Raw genomic sequence first — 17,733 nt, 5'->3', positions numbered from 1 at the left:
TGACGGTTCATAGTAATGATTCTGCTTTAGTGAAACTGGAGCCAGCGAACTGACGCAAACTTTTTGAGTAAACTCCGTATTATGACTGAACAATATAATGCAAAAGACCTCGAGGTACTTGAAGGTCTCGACCCTGTGCGACACCGCCCGGGAATGTATACCGAGACAGAAAGACCTAACCACCTTGCCCAAGAAGTCATTGATAACTCGGTCGATGAAGCACTAGCGGGACACGCTAAGAAGATCAAAGTGGTACTTCATGCAGACCAATCGTTAGAAGTTACCGATGACGGCCGTGGTATGCCTGTCGATATCCACCCTGAAAAAGGGATCTCAGGTGTTGAGCTGATTTTAACTAAGCTCCACTCTGGCGGTAAATTCTCGAATAACAACTATAAGTTCTCTGGTGGTCTGCACGGTGTAGGTATCTCGGTTGTAAACGCGCTGTCAAAACGTGTTGAAGTGACCGTACGCCGAGAAGGTCAGGTTCACGAGATCGCACTTGAAGGCGGTCATGCAGTAACAGAGCTTACTGTGACGGGCACTTGTGGTCATCGTAACAGTGGTACATCAGTACATTTCTGGCCTGATCCTAAGTACTTCGATAGCCCTAAATTCTCGACACTTCGTCTGATTAACAACCTACGTGCAAAAGCAGTGCTTTGCCCAGGTTTAGAAATTACCTTTATCGACAAAGTCGGTGGTGAAGAGCATAAATGGTTCTATGAAGATGGTCTAAAAGACTACCTTGCCGAAGGCGTGAAAGGTTACACCTTGCTGCCTGAAGAACCGTATGTTGGCGAATTCGTTGCTGAAACAGAAATGGCAAACTGGGCGATCATCTGGCAGCCAGAAGGCGGCGACATGATCACCGAAAGTTACGTGAACTTAGTACCGACTAAACAAGGAGGTACACACGTAAACGGTCTTCGCCAAGGTCTTCTTGATGCAATGCGTGAGTTCTGTGAATTCCGTAATTTGCTGCCGCGTGGCGTTAAGTTAACGGGCGACGATATCTTCGATCGCTGTTCGTACGTATTATCAGTGAAGATGCAAGATCCGCAATTTGCTGGCCAAACAAAAGAGCGCTTGTCTTCTCGTCAAACCGCTGCGTTTGTGTCTGGTGTGGTAAAAGATGCGTTTAGCCTGTGGTTGAACGAAAAGCCACAACTGGCAGAACAACTAGCAGAAGCTTGTATTGCGAATGCCCACCGCCGTATGCGCGCAAGCAAAAAGGTTGTGCGTAAGAAAATCGCTTCTGGCCCAGCACTGCCGGGTAAGCTAACTGACTGTTCAGTTCAAGATTTAAGCCGTACCGAAATCTTCTTCGTGGAAGGGGACTCGGCGGGTGGTTCTGCTAAACAAGCACGTGACCGTGAGTTCCAAGCAGTTATGCCACTTCGCGGTAAGATCCTAAATACATGGGAAGTGTCAGCAGACCAAGTATTGGCTTCGCAAGAAGTGCACGACATCTCGGTGGCTCTAGGTATCGACCCGGACAACGATGATTTATCAGGCCTGCGTTACGGTAAGATCTGTATCCTTGCCGATGCGGACTCGGATGGTCTTCATATCGCGACACTGCTATGTGCTTTGTTTACTCGCCATTTCCATGCATTGGTTGAAGCGGGTCATATCTATGTGGCAATGCCTCCTCTGTATCGTATCGATTGCGGTAAAGAAGTGTTCTACGCACTTGATGACGCAGAGAAAGACGGTGTGCTTGAACGACTATCGCAGAAGAAAGCCAAGATCAACGTGCAACGATTCAAAGGTCTGGGTGAAATGAACCCACTTCAGTTGCGTGAAACCACCATGGATCCAAACACTCGTCGCCTTGTTCAGTTAACGATTGATGATAGCGAAGCGACCAACGAGATGATGGACATGCTGCTTGGTAAGAAACGTGCAGATGATCGCCGTACATGGCTACAGACTAACGGTGATATGGCCGAGGTATAATGGATGTCTAACGAAATTACATATGATGGCGTTGAACAGCTGCCAATGCGCAAGTTCACCGAAGATGCCTACTTAAATTACTCAATGTACGTGATCATGGATCGTGCATTGCCGTATATCGGTGATGGCTTGAAGCCAGTACAGCGTCGTATTATCTACGCGATGTCTGAGCTAGGCTTATCGGCTGCATCGAAATACAAAAAATCAGCACGTACCGTTGGTGACGTATTAGGTAAGTATCACCCACACGGTGACTCTGCTTGTTACGAAGCGATGGTACTGATGGCGCAGCCTTTCTCTTACCGCTACCCATTGGTCGATGGTCAAGGTAACTGGGGTGCTCCTGATGATCCGAAATCGTTCGCTGCGATGCGTTATACCGAAGCCAAATTATCTAAGTTTGCTGAGGTTCTTCTAGGTGAACTAGGTCAAGGCACTGTTGACTGGCAACCAAACTTTGATGGCACGATGAAAGAGCCTCAAATGTTGCCTGCTCGCCTACCTCACATCCTACTTAACGGTATTACAGGTATCGCGGTAGGTATGGCGACCGATATTCCACCACACAACGTGCGTGAAGTCGCTAATGCAGCCATTCACCTAATTGATACGCCTAAGTCTGAGCTTTCAGACGTGATGGGTTTCATTCAAGGTCCAGATTACCCGACTGAAGCTGAGATTATCTCCCCGAAATCGGACATCGAAAAGATCTACCGTACTGGACGTGGCAGCATCAAGATGCGCGCGGTTTGGCACAAGGAAGGCTCTGATATTGTTATCACGGCTTTACCTCATCAAGTGTCAGGTGCGAAGTTACTTGAGCAAATCGCTAACCAGATGCGCGCTAAGAAGCTGCCAATGGTTGACGACTTGCGAGATGAATCGGATCACGAGAACCCAACGCGTATCGTTGTCGTTCCTCGTTCGAATCGTATCGACTGTGACCAATTGATGAGTCACCTGTTCGCGTCGACGGATCTAGAGAAAAACTTCCGCGTTAACTTGAACATGATTGGTTTAGATAATCGTCCTCAAGTTAAAGGCTTAGTTCAAATCCTGAAAGAGTGGATCGAGTTCCGTCGCACAACGGTTCGCCGTCGTTTGCAGTACCGTTTAGATAAAGTACTGGCACGCTTGCACATCTTAGAAGGTTTGCTTGCTGCTTATCTTAATATCGATGAAGTGATTGAGATCATTCGTACAGAAGACGAACCATGTCCTGTCCTAATGAGCCGTTTCAACATTTCTGAAATTCAAGCCAATGCGATTCTTGATATTAAACTTCGTAACTTAGCTAAGTTAGAAGAGTTTAAAATCCGAGCGGAACAAGAAGAGCTTGAAGCTGAACGTGAGAAGCTTGAAAAGCTACTCGGTTCAGAGCGTCGCTTGAATACGCTGATCAAGAAAGAAATCCAAGCAGATGCGGATAAATACGGCGATGATCGTCGTTCACCTCTGATTGAGCGCGCTGAAGCGAAAGCGCTAACAGAGCGCGACTTAGTACCAAGCGAACCAATCACGGTTGTGTTGTCTGAGAAAGGTTGGATTCGTCATGCCAAGGGGCATGAAGTTGACGCTGAAGGTTTGAACTACAAATCGGGTGATAAATTCTTAGCGAGTGCTAAGGGTAAGAGTAACCAGCAAGCGGTGTTCCTCGGCAGTGATGGTCGAAGCTACTCCCTTGAGTCACATTCATTACCGTCGGCGCGAAGCCAAGGTGAGCCAATTACAGGCCGCTTGAACGTCAGCCCAGGTACTTCTATTCGCCAAGTGGTGATGGGAGAGAATGAACAATTATGGTTAGTCGGTTCTGATGCAGGTTATGGTTTTGTTTGTAAGGGTAGCGATCTGCTGTCCAAGAACAAGAGCGGTAAAGCCTTGGTTAACTTGCCACAAGCTTCTGAAGTGATGATGCCAAGCCCTATTGCTGACTTGGACAGTAATCAGATTTTGGCGATTACTAACCAAGGTCGTATGTTGTTGTTCCCGATTAAAGATCTCCCTCAGCTGAGCAAAGGTAAAGGCAACAAGATCATCAACATCCCTTCTGCGAAAGCAAAAGAGCGTGAAGAGTTTGTCTCACATCTTATGGCTATCCCAGAGAATGCGACGCTGACTATCTACGCCGGTAAACGTAAGCTTGGTTTGAAACCTGCGGATCTTGAAAACTTCCGTGGTGAACGTGGTCGTCGTGGTGGTCTACTGCCTAGAGGACTACAGCGAGTGACTCGCATCGATATCGAAGAGCAAAGTGAATCGTAGAGATACTTGAAACAATCTTTAGATAAAAGAAAACCCAGCCTATGAGCTGGGTTTTTTGTACTTGTGTATTAGCAGCTTGAATCATTGCTTACAGAGTTTGCTCTACAGGCGAGTATCTTCGGCGATGGTCACCTTTAAGGTTTTGCTTTCACCTTGGCGCAATATACCCACATCGATAACTGTACCAGGTCGCAGGTCGGTAACGATGTCCATTACACTCTGGCGACCATTTACTTGGTTATCGTTGATACTGACAATAATGTCTTGAGCTTCAAAACCCGCATCGGCAGCCGGACCATTAGGGTCTATCCCCAACACAACGATCCCGCCGATATTCTTAGTACCCAACATGCGTGAGGTGACTGAGTTGATGTCTTGTCCATCGATACCAATATAGCCACGAATCACACGACCATCGGCGATGATCTTTTCCATGATTTTATTAGCAAGCGGATAGGGGATAGCGAATGAGATCCCATAGGTTTCCATGTCGGTAGCTTGCTGGAAAGAGGCGGTATTGATACCGACTAGCTCACCTTGTGAGTTCACCAGTGCGCCACCTGAGTTACCTTCATTGATTGCCGCATCGGTCTGGATAAAGGCTTGATGGCCATCGGCACTGATCGAAGAACGGCCGGTTGCAGAGATGATACCAAAGGTTGTTGTTTGACCTAGGTTGTATGGATTACCGATAGCCAGTACAACATCACCGACATTGGCTTTGTAATTAGGATTGAGTGGGATCACCGGTAGATTATCACCGCTGACTCTAAGTATCGCGATATCGGTGCGTTTGTCTGAACCGACAAGTTGCGCAGCTGCTACTCGGCCATCTTGAAGTGCCACAACTATTTGGTCTGCTTGAGCCACCACATGGAAGTTGGTAATGATGTAGCCTTTCTCGCTAACAATCACCCCAGAGCCCAAACCTTGTGTGAGCAGTTTGTTTCGATCGCTTTCAGCGTATTTACGGCTATAAATGTTAACCACTGCAGGCGCCGCGCGGCGAACTGCTTGGTTAAATGAAATCTGAAGAGAGCCAATATTATCGACTTTAGGGCTAGTGACGTCAGCGACAATCGCTGGTCTTAAGCTCGGGAAGGCGAGAAGAATAAGCGCCGCTGAAACGAGTCCAAGGGAAATAGAACGAAATAGAAAGGACAGCATGTTTCCCTCTTCAACAAGTAAGGTGTGAAGCCTCCATCAATGGATGACTGATTTGATTACAAGTGAAGCATAGCATTTTGATTGATCTAAAGAAAAGGGAGACTGAGTAAGTTTAAAGCAAACTTACTGAGCCTCCCTGTAATTGCGCTGACGTAAGACTATCGAATCACAAGATAGATAGTTCGGTCGCCTCGCTGGATATTAAGCGCCAGTACACCAGGTTGTTTTTCAAGAATCTCTCTAAACTCAGCAAGGTTCTTAACGGGCTGGCGGTTTACTCCGATGATGATGTCATCTTTCAGGAGTTGATAGGCTTCGGCTGGTGAACCTTGAGCAACATTCGATACCTTGACGCCCGTTGCAGAGTCACTCTCTGTTGTGTTGGTTAACTCAGCACCAGCTAGTCCTTCATGGAGCTTCTCAGCTTGTGTTTTATTATTGGTGGATTCACCAAGCGTCACATCAAAGGTTTTGCTCTTACCGTCACGAACCACACCCAGTTCAATCTGCTTACCAGCGCCGAGTGTTGCGACCTTAGCTCTTAACTCGCTGAAGGTATCAATGCGTTTGCCATTAATAGAGACAATAATATCGCCCGCTTTCAGTCCTGCTTTATCGGCTGCGCTGTCAGGGACGATTTGGCTAACAAAGGCGCCCTTGCTTGATTCATAACCGAGTGCTTCTGCCAATTCAGAGGTCACTTCTCCGCCTTGAACGCCAAGCATGCCGCGTTTTACTTCACCGAAGTCGAGAATTTGTTCTGTCAGGTTTGTCATCATATTAGAAGGGATTGCAAAGCCGATACCGACATTACCTCCGTTAGGGCCAAGAATGGCGGTGTTGATACCAATTAGCTCACCGTTAAGGTTCACTAGCGCACCACCAGAGTTGCCGCTGTTGATTGCTGCATCGGTTTGAATGAAGTTTTCAAAGTTTTCTAGATTCAGGCCGCTACGGCCGAGTGCAGAAACAATACCGGATGTCACGGTTTGCCCAAGTCCGAATGGGTTACCGATCGCGACACTAAAATCACCAACTCTTAGTTTGTCTGAGTCTGCGACTTTTATCTGGGTCAGGTTTTTGGCTTCTTCTAATTTTAGCAGTGCGATATCAGACATCTGGTCGCCGCCGATTAGCTCAGCATCGTACTCTCGACCATCATGCAGTTTTACTTTGATATCGTCCGCACCATTAATGACATGGTAATTGGTCACGATATGACCTTTCTCGGCGTCAATGATGACACCAGAGCCTAATCCGCGGAAGGGACGCTCTCGTGTTTGTTCTGGACCAAAAAAGAATTGAAATTGTTCAGGGATTTGCTGACGTTGTACCTGTTTGCCTTCTACGGCAATACTAACCACAGCGGGGGTCACTTGTTCAAGCATAGGAGCAAGGCTCGGTAATTGTTCATTACCCACACTTAATGGCAGTGCGGCTGTTGCTTTAATGGGGGTGATGATTGAACTTAAGATTAAAGTTAGCACTGATAAAGCAAGCAAAGGTTTTTTCATCATAAACTCCTCTCTAGTTAAGGTCTTAACCCTCTTATACGTTTAATAAGTATGATAAGTTTCAAATGACCTGAGTGAAAGTTATGACTCAAAAACCTTTGTAAAGTTCACAGAAGTGTTAAATGTTTACGATGCTTTTGCTGTAACAACATCGGGAGCATTCATGATTTCTTTCTTCTGCTCTGTAAATAAACCGGTTGCGCCATTAGCGTAATCTTTCGGTTGTTCCTCAAGTGTCGCCTCTTTTACTGAAGGCTTCTCTTGTGGCTTGTCCGAATGGGCAGCGGCTGTTTTCACAAACGGGTTATCTTGCTCTGGCAGGTTAGGAATCAGCTCTGAGCTTGTTTTTTCCATGTGTTGGTACAGTTTTGTGTAGTCTTTACCTAATGTGTCCAACATTTCTGCTGATTTCGCAAAGTGATCAGCCAGCTCTTGTCGCTGCTGCTCAAGGGCAAACTTTGCGCTATCCAATTCTTTCTGTACGTTCTTTTGTTTTTTGTATTCAGGTGTCATGAGACGAGAAATAGCGACCCCTAAAATAACTCCGACTAGTAAACCGGCAACGGCATACATCCAAGGCATAACAGCTCCTTATTATTGTTTTTTAACATGTTTGTTACTGCTTAGTTACACGTGATACGGCTCCATGGTACTATGAGAAAGCCGCAGTATAAAGAGAAATGCGTGTGCGCTAGTTAGCAGTTTGATGCTGCATTATTCACCACATCACGTTATTCCTCGTACTGTTTGGGCTCATTTTTAGTTGTTGTCTGATATTGCTTTCATTGTGGAAATGTCGTCATGAATCCCATTAAAAAATACGAACAAGATATAAAAGAACATGGATTTCAAAGAGATCCAGCACAAGAGCAAGCCGTAAAATCTTTAGATGAACTCTTTCATCAATTTCAAGATTACATGAATACGCCCATTCCTCAACTGACTCGCTTCCAGAAATTACTAGGCAAAAAGCCAGAACTGCCACAACCACCGAAAGGTCTCTATTTTTGGGGTGGCGTAGGGCGAGGAAAAACGTACCTAATGGATACGTTCTATGATGCCTTACCGACCACTAAAAAAATGCGTGTTCACTTTCACCGCTTTATGTATCGAGTTCATGATGAGCTAAAGGCGCTAGGTAATGTGAGTGATCCATTGCCTTTAGTCGCAGACAAGTTGAAGGAAGAAGCGGACATTATCTGTTTCGACGAATTCTTTGTTTCAGACATCACCGATGCGATGATCCTAGGAACCTTGTTCCAAGAGTTATTCGCTCGAAACGCTATCTTGGTTGCGACCTCTAATATTCCACCTGCGGATCTGTATCGCAACGGGTTACAGCGAGCGCGTTTCTTACCTGCCATCAAGCTCATTCAAGACAACTGTCATATCCTTAATGTCGATAGTGGTATTGACTATCGTCTACGTACCTTAGAACAGGCTGAGATTTACCATTACCCGCTAGATAGCCAAGCGAATATTAATCTCGAAAAGTATTACGCTCAGCTCGTTGGTGAAGATAAAGAGAAGCTTAAGCAGATAGAGGTTAACCACCGTCAATTAGATGTAGTCGAAGCGAGTGATGGCGTACTGCATGGTACCTTTGCTCAGCTTTGTCAGTCGGCTCGTAGCCAGAACGACTATATTGAGTTGTCTCGGGTTTATCACACAGTTCTATTGGCGGATGTATTGCAAATGGGCGCGACTTCAGATGACGCTGCGAGGCGCTTCATTGCATTAGTTGATGAGTTCTACGAGCGCAATGTGAAGCTGATTATTTCAGCGGAAGTGGAGCTAGAAAAGCTATACACCCATGGTCAGCTAGAGTTTGAATTTAAACGTTGTCAGTCGCGTTTAATTGAAATGCAGAGCCATGAATATTTGGCAAAAGAACACTTAAGTTAGCTTTGATTATCTCGAATAAGAAATAGAATTAAAAAAATCGTGATTTTGTTCAAAAAGAGGTGATTTTTTCTTCGCTCTTCTCTATAATCCTGCGACCTACCGTTACTGCGGGCCTCTAGCGATGAGTAAAATCACGTTATGCCAAGAGTTTTCCAACACTCGAAGGGGTGATGAATGGTAACTCTTAGACAGTGGGAATACGCGAGTATTCCTTAAGTGTAAATTTTTTAAATAGGTAATTATTAGCATGAAAACTTTCGTTGCTAAACCAGAAACTGTAAAACGCGACTGGTATGTTGTAGACGCTGAAGGCAAAACTCTTGGCCGTCTAGCAAGTGAAATCGCTTCTCGCCTACGCGGCAAGCACAAAGCAGAATACACTCCTCACGTAGACACTGGTGATTACATCATCGTTGTTAACGCTGAGAAAGTTGCTGTAACTGGTAACAAAGCTAAGGGTAAGGTTTACTACCGTCACTCAGAGTTCCCAGGTGGTCTTAAAACTATCACTTTTGAAAAGCTAATTGCTAAGAAACCAGAAATGGTTCTAGAACTAGCAGTTAAAGGTATGCTTCCACGTGGTCCTCTAGGCCGCGCGATGTACCGTAAGCTTAAAGTGTACGCTGGTACTGAGCACAACCATGTTGCTCAACAGCCACAAGTACTAGACATCTAAGGGGATTATGAAAATGGCAGAGAATCAATACTACGGCACTGGTCGTCGCAAAAGCTCAGCAGCTCGTGTTTTCATCAAACCAGGCTCTGGTGAGATCGTAATCAACAAGCGTAGCCTTGATGTTTACTTCGGTCGTCCAACTTCTCGTATGGTTGTTAAGCAACCTCTTGAGCTAGTTGAACTAACTGAGAAACTTGACCTTTACATCACTGTTTCTGGTGGTGGTATTTCTGGTCAAGCTGGCGCAATCCGCCACGGTATCACTCGCGCTCTTATGGAGTACGATGAAACTCTACGTCCTGCTCTACGTGCAGCTGGCTACGTTACTCGTGACGCTCGTTGCGTTGAACGTAAGAAAGTTGGTCTACGTAAAGCACGTCGTAAACCTCAATTCTCTAAGCGTTAATTTTTCTTTACGAAAAAGTACACGCCCCCAGTTTTACGACTGGAATTGTGGTTCAAAGCTCGGCTATATGCCGGGCTTTTTGTTTTTATACCCCCTCTAAACGCTTTCCCTTCCTCGTTTTATTTCCAAATTCTTATATTTTGAAAGCTTTTGTAACCCAATGTGCGCTTTGCCTCATGATTGTTACAAAAAGGTAGCTTTATCTTGTCAAAAAGTAGGGTTTTATTTATCATTTGCCGTCAATAAATAGAACTAAATACATATTTTGTTAGCCATGCTCTTTAATCGGAATTATTTCAATCCACAAGGAGCAAATGGGAGAATGTTTGGATGAGCAACGCGCCTTTAAATAACGGTCGCAGGCGTTTCTTAACCGCAACAACAGCCGTTGTTGGTGGTTTAGGAGCAGCTGCTGTAGCCGTGCCTTTTATTAAATCATGGAATCCGAGTGCCAAGGCGAAAGCTGCGGGCGCGCCGGTGGAAGTGGAAGTCAGTAAGTTAGAACCGGGACAAATGGTTCGTGTCGAGTGGCAAGGTAAACCTGTATGGGTTGTACGCCGTGCTGAGTCGGTACTAGAAAACCTAAAATCGATCGGTGGTCAACTTCGTGACCCTCAATCTGAAGCTGAACAACAACCAGAATACGCACAGAACGAGTTCCGTTCAATTAAGCCGGAATTCTTCGTTGCTGTTGGTTTCTGTACGCACTTAGGTTGTTCTCCAACTTACCTGCCGGATTCTTTTGCAGAACAAGTTCAGGGTGTTAAGTCTGGTTTCTTCTGTCCTTGTCATGGTTCAAAGTTTGATATGGCAGGTCGAGTATTCCAAGGCGTACCAGCTCCATTGAATCTTGTTGTACCAAAGCATATGTATTTGAGTGACACTAAGATCATGATCGGTGTGGACGAGGGAGACGCGTAATGCAAGGATTGCTTGATTGGGTAGAGAAACGTCTACCCGCGATGAATGCGTATAAAAAGCATTTATCTGAATACCCAATGCCTAAGAACTTTAACTTTTGGTACCTTTTCGGTTCTTTGGCAATGTTGGTATTGGTTAACCAAATCCTTACGGGTATTTGGCTAACAATGAACTACGTACCGTCAGGTGAGGGTGCATTTGCTTCTGTTGAATACATCATGCGTGATGTGGAATACGGTTGGCTACTACGTTACATGCACTCAACAGGTGCTTCGGCATTCTTCGTTGTTATCTACCTGCACATGTTCCGTGGCCTAATCTATGGTTCTTACCAAAAGCCTCGTGAGCTACTTTGGATCTTCGGTATGTTGATCTTCTTAGTGCTTATGGCTGAGGCTTTCATGGGTTACCTACTACCATGGGGTCAAATGTCTTACTGGGGTGCTCAGGTAATCATTTCTCTGTTTGGTGCGATCCCTGTTATCGGTGATGACCTAACGCTTTGGATCCGTGGTGACTACATCATCTCTGGTGCAACGCTGAACCGTTTCTTCGCACTGCACGTTATCGCTCTACCAATTGTACTTCTGCTGCTTATCGTACTTCACGTACTAGCACTGCACGAAGTGGGTTCGAACAACCCAGACGGTATTGAGACGAAACTTCCTAAAGGCACAATGGGCGACGACTACAAAACGCAGTTCCCATTCCACAAGGATTACACTAAGAAATACGACATCATTGACTCTATTCCTTTCCACCCATACGGGACCGTGAAAGATATGGTTGGTGTGGCCGGTTTCCTATTCTTCTTCTGTTATGTGCTGTTCTTTAACCCAGAGATGGGTGGATTCTTCCTTGAGCCGCCAAACTTTGAAGCTGCTAACCCACTGAAAACACCAGAGCACATCGCTCCGGTATGGTACTTCACGCCGTTTTACGCAATTCTGCGTGCTGTTCCTGATAAGTTGCTAGGTGTTGTAGCAATGGGCGCATCTATTGTTGTGCTATTCCTACTACCATGGTTCGACCGTTGTAAAGTGCGTTCTTACCGTTACCGTAGCAAACTGCATTTGATTAACATCATCCAATTCACAATAAGCTTTATTGCGCTTGGTGTACTTGGTGCGCTTCCAGCAACGCCAACATACACGCTACTGGCTCAAATCTTTAGCTTAGGTTACTTCATGTTCTTCGTTCTACTGTGGTTCTACAGTAAAAATGAAGCGACGAAACCATTACCAGAAAGGGTGACATTCAAATGAAAAAGTGGATTGTAATTTTATTTGCTATGTTGCCGTCACTGGTGATGGCAGCGGGTGCAAACGTACCATTAGACAAAGCGAACAATGATTTAACAGACAAAGCTTCATTGCAAAATGGCGCTAAGATGTTCATGAACTACTGTTTCGCTTGTCACTCAACGCAGTACCAGCGCTATGAACGTGTTGCGAATGATTTAGAGATCCCCGTTGATCTTATGAAGGAAAATCTGATTTTCGACCCTGAAGCGAAAATCGGTGACTTGATGGTTAATGCTATGCCTTCTGATCAAGCGGCAAGTTGGTTTGGTGCTCCGCCACCAGACCTAACATTGGTTGCTCGTGTTCGTGGCGCAGACTGGCTGTACACTTACCTTCGTACTTTCTATGAAGATCCGTCTCGTCCATTTGGCGTGAACAACATTGTTTTCCCAAGCGTTGGTATGCCGCACGTTCTTGAAGAACTGCAAGGTATCCCAACACCAATCTACGATACTCATATGGTAGATGGCGAGGAAGTGACGGTTGTTGTTGGCACTGAGACTGACGGCTCTGGCGAATTAAGTGCTGGTGAATACGACGAAGCAGTTCGTGACCTTGTTAACTTTTTGGTTTACTCGGGCGACCCAGTTCAACTTGAGCGTCACGCTATGGGTTGGTGGGTAATGGCCTTCTTAGTAATCTTCACTATCATCGTGATTTTGCTGAAGAAAGAGTATTGGCGTGATGTGCACTAATTGTGCTATAATACCGTGCTAATTCCCAAATTATGTTAATGTTCAATGGAGGCTTTAGGCCTCCATTGTTTTTATTTAAAGTGTACTGGAGGGCTCCATGGCTGTAGCTGCCAATAAACGTTCTGTAATGACTCTTTTCTCAAGTGCTTCTGATATGTATAGCCATCAGGTGCGCATCGTTCTTGCTGAAAAAGGCGTAAGTGTTGAAGTTGAGTTGGTTGATGAAAAAAATCTACCAGCAGAGCTTGTTGAACTGAACCCGTACAAATCAGTACCTACTCTTGTTGATCGTGAGCTTGCTCTATATGACTCGAAGATCATCATGGAATACCTAGATGAGCGTTTCCCTCACCCACCGTTGATGCCTGTATACCCGGTTGCTCGTGGTAACAGCCGTCTAATGATGTACCGCATTGAGCGTAACTGGTATTCAGTTGCAGAGAAGATCGTTAAAGGCAACGCTGAAGAATCTGAAGCAGCTCGCGTTAAACTGCGCAACGACCTACTGACTCTTGCTCCTATCTTCGCTGAGTATGAATACTTCATGAGCGAAGAGTTTAGCCTAATTGATTGTTACCTAGCTCCGCTATTATGGCGTTTACCTGAGCTTGGTATCGAACTAATTGGTCCTGGTTCTAAAGAGCTTAAGATTTACATGAACCGCGTATTCGAACGTGATTCATTCCTAGCTTCTCTAACTGAAGCTGAGCGTGAGATGCGACTCGTTCGCTAAGCGTTTATGGATATTTCTAATATGACTCCACGCCGACCATACATGCTTCGTGCATTTTATGAGTGGCTGGTTGATAACGAACTAACTCCACACCTTGTTGTTGAAGCAACATTACCGGGTGTGCGAGTTCCAGAAGAGTTTGTTCAAGATGGTCAGATCATTCTGAACATCGCGCCTCGTGCGGTTGGACAACTTGAACTGGGTAACGAAGCTGTGACGTTTAGTGCTCGCTTTAGTGGTCGTCCACACTCTGTGATCGTTCCGCTTTACGCAGTACAAGCGATTTATGCTCGTGAAAATGGTGCTGGTACCATGTTTGAACCTGAAGAGGCTTACATGGAAGCGTTTGAAGAAGGGATTGAAGAAAGTCCTTTTGAAGAACCAGAAAAAGGCCCATCTTTGAGCGTAGCAACGGCAGACGTAGATGCTGAAGAGCCAGACTCAGATCCTGAGCCACCTCGTCCAGCGAAAGGTCGCCCAAGCCTTCGTGTTATCAAATAACGTTAGTTATACCAATCACAGTAAGTAAGTGATCAGAAATAGCGCAGGAAAAAAGCTTGAGAGCAAGGCGGAATTTTTTGATAAGTAGTTATTCTACAATCAAAAATTCTAACGCAGTTATCGAGATTTTTAACAAGCTAGAATGATAGATTATTTACTACGATTGGTATTAGATAACGAACCAAATAAAAAAGCAGCGACTCGTCGCTGCTTTTTCTTTTCTGCTATATAGCATTCAATTGACTGGCTTACGGCTAGTTAACAGCCGTCTCTTCTTCACCATATTCAAACGCTCGAATGACCTGTTTTACGCCAGAGATGTTACGAGCAACTTCTGTTGCGATATCGGCATGCTCTCGAGTCACGAGTCCAAGCAGGAATACTTCTGAATCCTCAGTAATCACTTTTACTTTGATGCCGTTAAGCTCAGCATTCGCAAGCAGAGCTGATTTCACTTTAGTGGTAATCCAGCTGTCTTTACTAATAGCACTTACAGACAAAGGTTCTTTCACTCGAACCTGATTGTGGATGCTCTCAACGCCAGCCACTTCTTTGGCTTGGTTTTCAAAAGCGCGACGTTCTGAATCTGTGGTTGCTTGTCCCATCAATACCACCGAACCTCGGTACGAGCTTGCGGTGACACGTACGTTGCCACGGAATGGTTGTTTATTGGTAATCGCTGCGACTTCAAATTCGATGTTGTTGTCGTTCCAAATCTCTTTGGTTGTTCGCGTATCCGTGACTAGGTTTGCAGTGGTTGCAGCACCAGCAATGAAAATGCCAGCACAACCAGACAGAGACAGTGTAAGTAGCGAAACACTAATCAGCTTAAACAGCCTCATAGAGGTTAATGATTTCATTGTGATGCTCCGTATATCACTCTTCGTGGGCAGGGAAGAGTACTTGATCGATTAGGTCACATAGGCAGTGCAGTGTCACCATGTGTACTTCATGAATGCGCGCTGTACGGTGTGACGGGATACGAATCTCTACATCGTGTTCACCAAGCAAACCTGCCATCTCACCACCATCTTTACCGGTAAAGGCGATGATGGTCATGTCGCGAGTTACCGCCGCTTCCATTGCCTTGATGATGTTTTTGCTGTTACCGCTAGTCGAGATAGCCAACAGAATATCGCCAGTTTGACCGAATGCACGCACCTGCTTAGAGAAGATCTCTTCATAGTGGTAGTCGTTAGCCACAGCCGTTAGCGTGGTGTTGTCTGCTGTGAGTGCCATTGCTGGAAGGCTAGGGCGCTCTGTTTCAAACCGGTTGAGTAGGCACGATACAAATTGCTGAGCATTCGACGCCGAACCACCATTACCACAACAAAGAATTTTGTTTCCGTTAAGCAAGGTCGCAACCATTGCTTGAGCGGCATGCGTGATTGCGTCAGGCAGAGCTTCTGCAGCCGCAATTTGGATTTGAATACTTTCTGTGAAACTTTCTTTAATGCTGTCTAGCATGTTTATCCTTGGGTAATCGCGTTTTGAATCCAGTCGATAGTGTCATTCGGCCCTTCAATGGCAACAATATCAAACCTGAAATCTGTAGAGTGCACCGACAATCCTTGCTGCATAAGCCAAACATTGGCTGTTTTGAGCAGTTTCTGTGACTTCTTGGCAGTCACCATTTCAGCGGCATGTCCGTAGCGGGTTTGCTTGCGGTATTTTACCTCAGCAAACACAACCGTATTGTTATGGCGCATTATAAGATCAATCTCGCCACATTTTGCTATGAAGTTTTCTTCTATTAACGATAAACCGTGGTTAATCAGATAAGATTTTGCCACGGCCTCGTATTTATCACCCACTTGTTTGTGGGTGATGGTTGGTTTGGATAGGAACTTTCGGCTAAAAAGCCCCATGCTCTGCCCAGCTGATTTCACGTTGAACCACACAGTTGTTATCGATGGTTAGCACACCCGTTTCACCTGGAATGCTGTAACCCTGTACGGCTTTCATCTGTGGCAGTGCATCCATTAGGTAGTATGCATCCATTCCCAGTGCTTGCAGACGCTTTTGGCCGTTTGAGTGTGCAGGCCATAGGTCGTTTAGCTCTTTATTAAGCTCGTTTTTGTTCTCAACCAATAGTGGGATGTCGCTGTAGAACACGCCGGTTAGGTCTTCATACTGCTTATCACCGCTGTTGCTGCGTGAGTTTGAGAAAAGAGCGGGCTGGCTAGCATCAGGGTTAATTGCAACTTCAATGAAGGGTTTGATTAGCGTTAGCTCTGAGTTCTTAGCCACAATGTAGACAGAATCGATATCACGACGGCTGCGTGGCTCTGTTTCTAGGTCTAGGTTCAGTAACCCATCCATTTGAGCGATACGTTGTTGGCTCTCTTGCAAGCCAAATACCTGATTCACATTACGTTGCAGTTGGCGTTTGTCAGAGAACAAGCTGATAGCCACATCGTTGCTGCTGTATTTTTTCCACTCTTCTTTAAACGCTTGCTCAACACGCTCACCTAAACGTCCTCTTGGCGCAAGGATAAGCGGATACTTGTAGCCTTGAGCAAATAGGTGTTTCGCTGCCTGAGCAACTTCTTGTTCAGGCGATAGAGCGAGATAGCAAATATTGGTATCAGGTTCTAGTTGCGTTGGAATGTTCAGAGCTAAAGCTGGAATCGAATTCTCGTGGTTTTTCTGCGCTTGCTGAAGCTTAGTAATGTTGCTCTTGATCAGCGGACCCACAATGAAATCAACGTTGTTCTCTTCCAGTGTCGCTTTAATCTCAGCAGCACTTTGCACGTTGGTATCCATTACTGTCAGCGTTGCATCTTCTTCGCGTTCTTTGTCGTTCATCATCGCAAAGATGAAGCCATCACGTACCAGTTGTGCTTGCTTACCGTATTTACCCGTTAGCGGCAGCAACAGTGCAGTGCTGGTTGGCTTGCTGATCTCTAGCGCCAAGATGTCGGTGATCGCCTGAGGTGTGTAAGTAGCAGCTGGGTGCTGAGGATTCTCGGCTAACCAATCCGATAAGGTTTCCTGCAGGTTTGGAAGATTTGAGTTCAGCGTCTTCATGTAGATTGCCAGTTGTAACCAACCTGAAAGCACATCTTCTGTCGGTGATGTTTTCAGTTCTAGAATCTCGTATTGAGAGTAGCTATTCAGGTTTTGCCAAATACGGTCGGCAGTTTGCTGTTGAAGCTCGTCGTCAGCCTCTAGGTACTCTGAATAGAGCACTAACTCACGGCTTGCCTCGAAATACTCACTCTTCATCTCTGAGATGTTCGCGCGTAGCTCGTGATAATCTTTCCACTGCTCGTTCGGAAGCTTCCACCAAGGCTGGAAGTTTAGTTGGCTATAAGCTTGATCTGGCTGTGAGTTATTCACCAGCAGCTGAGCGCGCGCTAATTGCCATTCCGCTTGTTGCGTTTCGCTCAGCTCTTGTTTTGCTAAGCGTTTAATCAGCAGAGTTGCTTGATCGGTTTTTCCAACTTGCACAGAAGCCTTAAGCGCCATGATTAACCAGTCGTTTTGTAGACTTCCTTTGCTACTATCCGCCTGCATCATGTAACTTTCAGTTGATTGCGCTGGATCTAGTGTAATATCAACGCTCGTTGGTGCTTGAGGACCTGAAGAACAAGCCGCCAATGTAATTGCTAATGCAATTGGAGTTAGTAAGCGTGGTACACTGAGTCTCTTATGGTTCATCGTTGCCATGAGTTCTTTAAATTC

17 protein-coding genes are annotated in these 17,733 nt (G+C 45.5%); 10 read left to right on the top strand and 7 right to left on the bottom strand.

Annotated features, from left to right (window positions below):
• Positions 1-81: 81 nt before the first annotated feature.
• Both parE and parC read left to right on the top strand, forming a co-directional pair.
• Positions 82-1,962 carry a DNA topoisomerase IV subunit B gene (gene parE / locus AB4329_RS05700; RefSeq protein ID WP_017061428.1) on the top strand — a complete coding sequence of 627 codons (1,881 nt, stop codon included), beginning with the start codon at positions 82-84 and terminating at the stop codon, positions 1,960-1,962.
• A 3-nt stretch (positions 1,963-1,965) separates the two neighbouring features.
• Entirely contained in the window at positions 1,966-4,224 is a 2,259-nt protein-coding gene (gene parC, locus AB4329_RS05695; protein WP_017067236.1) for a DNA topoisomerase IV subunit A, read from the top strand.
• Positions 4,225-4,326: 102 nt separating this feature from the next.
• On the opposite strand, the gene degS is transcribed toward parC, so the two are convergent.
• The 3 genes from degS to zapG form a co-directional block, all read right to left on the bottom strand.
• The gene (degS, locus tag AB4329_RS05690; protein ID WP_017061430.1) at positions 4,327-5,391 is read right to left on the bottom strand and encodes an outer membrane-stress sensor serine endopeptidase DegS; all 1,065 of its coding nucleotides are present in this window, start codon (positions 5,389-5,391) and stop codon (positions 4,327-4,329) included.
• A 158-nt stretch (positions 5,392-5,549) separates the two neighbouring features.
• Complete coding sequence (locus AB4329_RS05685) at positions 5,550-6,905, bottom strand: Do family serine endopeptidase (protein WP_372137843.1); 1,356 nt, start codon at positions 6,903-6,905, stop codon at positions 5,550-5,552.
• A 126-nt stretch (positions 6,906-7,031) separates the two neighbouring features.
• Positions 7,032-7,487, bottom strand: a complete 456-nt coding sequence (gene zapG, locus AB4329_RS05680) for a Z-ring associated protein ZapG (RefSeq protein WP_017061432.1) — start codon at positions 7,485-7,487, stop codon at positions 7,032-7,034.
• Positions 7,488-7,706: 219 nt separating this feature from the next.
• Between zapG and zapE the strand changes: the two genes are divergently transcribed.
• From zapE to sspB, 8 genes are all read left to right on the top strand, one after another.
• Positions 7,707-8,810, top strand: a complete 1,104-nt coding sequence (gene zapE, locus AB4329_RS05675) for a cell division protein ZapE (protein ID WP_017061433.1) — start codon at positions 7,707-7,709, stop codon at positions 8,808-8,810.
• 247 nt (positions 8,811-9,057) lie between these two features.
• Positions 9,058-9,486, top strand: coding sequence for a 50S ribosomal protein L13 (gene rplM / locus AB4329_RS05670; protein ID WP_010434689.1), 429 nt, complete (start codon positions 9,058-9,060; stop codon positions 9,484-9,486).
• Positions 9,487-9,499: 13 nt separating this feature from the next.
• Positions 9,500-9,892 (top strand): 30S ribosomal protein S9, encoded by a 393-nt coding sequence (rpsI, locus tag AB4329_RS05665; protein ID WP_004740758.1) that lies wholly within the window; start codon positions 9,500-9,502, stop codon positions 9,890-9,892.
• A gap of 330 nt (positions 9,893-10,222) precedes the next feature.
• Positions 10,223-10,813: a ubiquinol-cytochrome c reductase iron-sulfur subunit gene (petA, locus tag AB4329_RS05660; protein WP_017061434.1), complete on the top strand. Its 591-nt coding sequence runs from the start codon at positions 10,223-10,225 to the stop codon at positions 10,811-10,813.
• Positions 10,813-12,078 carry a cytochrome bc complex cytochrome b subunit gene (locus AB4329_RS05655; protein WP_017061435.1) on the top strand — a complete coding sequence of 422 codons (1,266 nt, stop codon included), beginning with the start codon at positions 10,813-10,815 and terminating at the stop codon, positions 12,076-12,078. Before petA ends, AB4329_RS05655 begins: the two co-directional genes overlap by 1 nt.
• Entirely contained in the window at positions 12,075-12,812 is a 738-nt protein-coding gene (locus AB4329_RS05650) for a cytochrome c1 (RefSeq protein ID WP_017061436.1), read from the top strand. The genes AB4329_RS05655 and AB4329_RS05650 overlap by 4 nt, the downstream gene beginning before the upstream one ends.
• 97 nt (positions 12,813-12,909) lie before the next feature.
• Positions 12,910-13,545, top strand: coding sequence for a stringent starvation protein SspA (gene sspA, locus AB4329_RS05645; RefSeq protein WP_009848943.1), 636 nt, complete (start codon positions 12,910-12,912; stop codon positions 13,543-13,545).
• Positions 13,546-13,551: 6 nt separating this feature from the next.
• Positions 13,552-14,046: a ClpXP protease specificity-enhancing factor gene (gene sspB, locus AB4329_RS05640; RefSeq protein ID WP_017072808.1), complete on the top strand. Its 495-nt coding sequence runs from the start codon at positions 13,552-13,554 to the stop codon at positions 14,044-14,046.
• Positions 14,047-14,300: 254 nt separating this feature from the next.
• Here sspB and AB4329_RS05635 read toward each other — a convergent pair whose 3' ends face one another.
• Genes AB4329_RS05635 through AB4329_RS05620 form a run of 4 tightly spaced genes read right to left on the bottom strand, consistent with a single transcriptional unit; the run spans position 14,301 to position 17,718 of the window.
• The gene (locus AB4329_RS05635) at positions 14,301-14,906 is read right to left on the bottom strand and encodes a BON domain-containing protein (protein ID WP_017059276.1); all 606 of its coding nucleotides are present in this window, start codon (positions 14,904-14,906) and stop codon (positions 14,301-14,303) included.
• 16 nt (positions 14,907-14,922) lie between these two features.
• The gene (locus tag AB4329_RS05630) at positions 14,923-15,513 is read right to left on the bottom strand and encodes a phosphoheptose isomerase (protein ID WP_004729817.1); all 591 of its coding nucleotides are present in this window, start codon (positions 15,511-15,513) and stop codon (positions 14,923-14,925) included.
• Between the two features lie 2 nt (positions 15,514-15,515).
• On the bottom strand, positions 15,516-15,914 hold the full coding sequence (locus tag AB4329_RS05625; protein ID WP_017059277.1) for a YraN family protein: 399 nt from the start codon (positions 15,912-15,914) through the stop codon (positions 15,516-15,518).
• Positions 15,901-17,718, bottom strand: a complete 1,818-nt coding sequence (locus AB4329_RS05620) for a penicillin-binding protein activator (RefSeq protein WP_065584707.1) — start codon at positions 17,716-17,718, stop codon at positions 15,901-15,903. Before AB4329_RS05620 ends, AB4329_RS05625 begins: the two co-directional genes overlap by 14 nt.
• Between the last annotated feature and the right edge of the window lie 15 nt (positions 17,719-17,733).

The organism is Vibrio sp. 10N.261.54.A5 (genome assembly GCF_041471145.1).
GTDB classification, from domain to species: domain Bacteria; phylum Pseudomonadota; class Gammaproteobacteria; order Enterobacterales; family Vibrionaceae; genus Vibrio; species Vibrio crassostreae_C.
This window is presented reverse-complemented; position numbering and strand designations above follow the sequence as displayed.

Coding starts and splice junctions, on each gene's coding strand:
- parE (WP_017061428.1), top strand. CDS start 82: ATGACTGAACAATATAATGCAAAAGACCTCGAGGTACTTGAAGGTCTC.
- parC (WP_017067236.1), top strand. CDS start 1,966: ATGTCTAACGAAATTACATATGATGGCGTTGAACAGCTGCCAATGCGC.
- degS (WP_017061430.1), bottom strand. CDS start 5,391: ATGCTGTCCTTTCTATTTCGTTCTATTTCCCTTGGACTCGTTTCAGCG.
- AB4329_RS05685 (WP_372137843.1), bottom strand. CDS start 6,905: ATGAAAAAACCTTTGCTTGCTTTATCAGTGCTAACTTTAATCTTAAGT.
- zapG (WP_017061432.1), bottom strand. CDS start 7,487: ATGCCTTGGATGTATGCCGTTGCCGGTTTACTAGTCGGAGTTATTTTA.
- zapE (WP_017061433.1), top strand. CDS start 7,707: ATGAATCCCATTAAAAAATACGAACAAGATATAAAAGAACATGGATTT.
- rplM (WP_010434689.1), top strand. CDS start 9,058: ATGAAAACTTTCGTTGCTAAACCAGAAACTGTAAAACGCGACTGGTAT.
- rpsI (WP_004740758.1), top strand. CDS start 9,500: ATGGCAGAGAATCAATACTACGGCACTGGTCGTCGCAAAAGCTCAGCA.
- petA (WP_017061434.1), top strand. CDS start 10,223: ATGAGCAACGCGCCTTTAAATAACGGTCGCAGGCGTTTCTTAACCGCA.
- AB4329_RS05655 (WP_017061435.1), top strand. CDS start 10,813: ATGCAAGGATTGCTTGATTGGGTAGAGAAACGTCTACCCGCGATGAAT.
- AB4329_RS05650 (WP_017061436.1), top strand. CDS start 12,075: ATGAAAAAGTGGATTGTAATTTTATTTGCTATGTTGCCGTCACTGGTG.
- sspA (WP_009848943.1), top strand. CDS start 12,910: ATGGCTGTAGCTGCCAATAAACGTTCTGTAATGACTCTTTTCTCAAGT.
- sspB (WP_017072808.1), top strand. CDS start 13,552: ATGGATATTTCTAATATGACTCCACGCCGACCATACATGCTTCGTGCA.
- AB4329_RS05635 (WP_017059276.1), bottom strand. CDS start 14,906: ATGAAATCATTAACCTCTATGAGGCTGTTTAAGCTGATTAGTGTTTCG.
- AB4329_RS05630 (WP_004729817.1), bottom strand. CDS start 15,513: ATGCTAGACAGCATTAAAGAAAGTTTCACAGAAAGTATTCAAATCCAA.
- AB4329_RS05625 (WP_017059277.1), bottom strand. CDS start 15,914: ATGGGGCTTTTTAGCCGAAAGTTCCTATCCAAACCAACCATCACCCAC.
- AB4329_RS05620 (WP_065584707.1), bottom strand. CDS start 17,718: ATGGCAACGATGAACCATAAGAGACTCAGTGTACCACGCTTACTAACT.